Annotated in this window: 1 rRNA gene; it reads right to left on the minus strand. The window is 54.9% G+C overall.

Features of this window, described 5'->3' with window-relative positions:
* Positions 1-1462, minus strand: a 16S ribosomal RNA gene (locus tag ABD115_RS16585); the annotation flags it as partial.
* Between the last annotated feature and the right edge of the window lie 165 nt (positions 1463-1627).

Here is a 1627-nt window from a genome sequence, read left to right on the forward strand (position 1 = left end):
ACCAGTCCCACCTTCGACAGCTCCCTCCACAAGGGTTAGGCCACCGGCTTCGGGTGTTACCGACTTTCATGACTTGACGGGCGGTGTGTACAAGGCCCGGGAACGTATTCACCGCAGCGTTGCTGATCTGCGATTACTAGCGACTCCGACTTCATGGGGTCGAGTTGCAGACCCCAATCCGAACTGAGACCGACTTTTTGGGATTCGCTCCACCTCGCGGTATCGCAGCCCTTTGTATCGGCCATTGTAGCATGCGTGAAGCCCAAGACATAAGGGGCATGATGATTTGACGTCATCCCCACCTTCCTCCGTGTTGACCACGGCAGTATCCCATGAGTTCCCACCATAACGTGCTGGCAACATAGGACGAGGGTTGCGCTCGTTGCCGGACTTAACCGAACATCTCACGACACGAGCTGACGACAACCATGCACCACCTGTAACCGAGTGTCCAAAGAGTTGACGATCTCTCGCCCGTTCTCGGTTATGTCAAGCCTTGGTAAGGTTCTTCGCGTTGCATCGAATTAATCCGCATGCTCCGCCGCTTGTGCGGGCCCCCGTCAATTCCTTTGAGTTTTAGCCTTGCGGCCGTACTCCCCAGGCGGGGAACTTAATGCGTTAGCTACGACACAGAACCCGTGGAACAGGCCCTACATCTAGTTCCCAACGTTTACGGCATGGACTACCAGGGTATCTAATCCTGTTCGCTCCCCATGCTTTCGCTCCTCAGCGTCAGTAGCGGCCCAGAGATCTGCCTTCGCCATCGGTGTTCCTCCTGATATCTGCGCATTCCACCGCTACACCAGGAATTCCAATCTCCCCTACCGCACTCTAGCTTGCCCGTACCCACTGCAGGCCCGGGGTTGAGCCCCGGGATTTCACAGCAGACGCGACAAGCCGCCTACGAGCTCTTTACGCCCAATAATTCCGGACAACGCTTGCACCCTACGTATTACCGCGGCTGCTGGCACGTAGTTAGCCGGTGCTTTTTCTGCAGGTACCGTCACTCTCGCTTCTTCCCTACTAAAAGAGGTTTACAACCCGAAGGCAGTCATCCCTCACGCGGCGTTGCTGCATCAGGCTTGCGCCCATTGTGCAATATTCCCCACTGCTGCCTCCCGTAGGAGTCTGGGCCGTGTCTCAGTCCCAGTGTGGCCGGTCACCCTCTCAGGCCGGCTACCCGTCGTCGCCATGGTGAGCCATTACCTCACCATCTAGCTGATAGGCCGCGAGTCCATCCAAAACCGATAAATCTTTCCACCCACACACCATGCGGTGATAGGTCGTATCCAGTATTAGACACCGTTTCCAGTGCTTATCCCAGAGTTCAGGGCAGGTTACTCACGTGTTACTCACCCGTTCGCCACTCTTCCACCCAGCAAGCTGGGCTTCATCGTTCGACTTGCATGTGTTAAGCACGCCGCCAGCGTTCGTCCTGAGCCAGGATCAAACTCTCCGTAAAAAACGAATAGCAACCAACCACCGGAATAAGGTAGGTCAGGCTGCGAGTTCAACCTGGACAGAAACCATCATCTGACGATTTCGTTATCCATAAAAAAGGAATCTCCAACACCACACCAAACGATGCGATGCCGGGGATAATAAATTGGCATTTTGACAATTTAAG

It is taken from the genome of Leucobacter albus (assembly GCF_039528015.1).
Lineage (GTDB): Bacteria > Actinomycetota > Actinomycetes > Actinomycetales > Microbacteriaceae > Leucobacter > Leucobacter albus.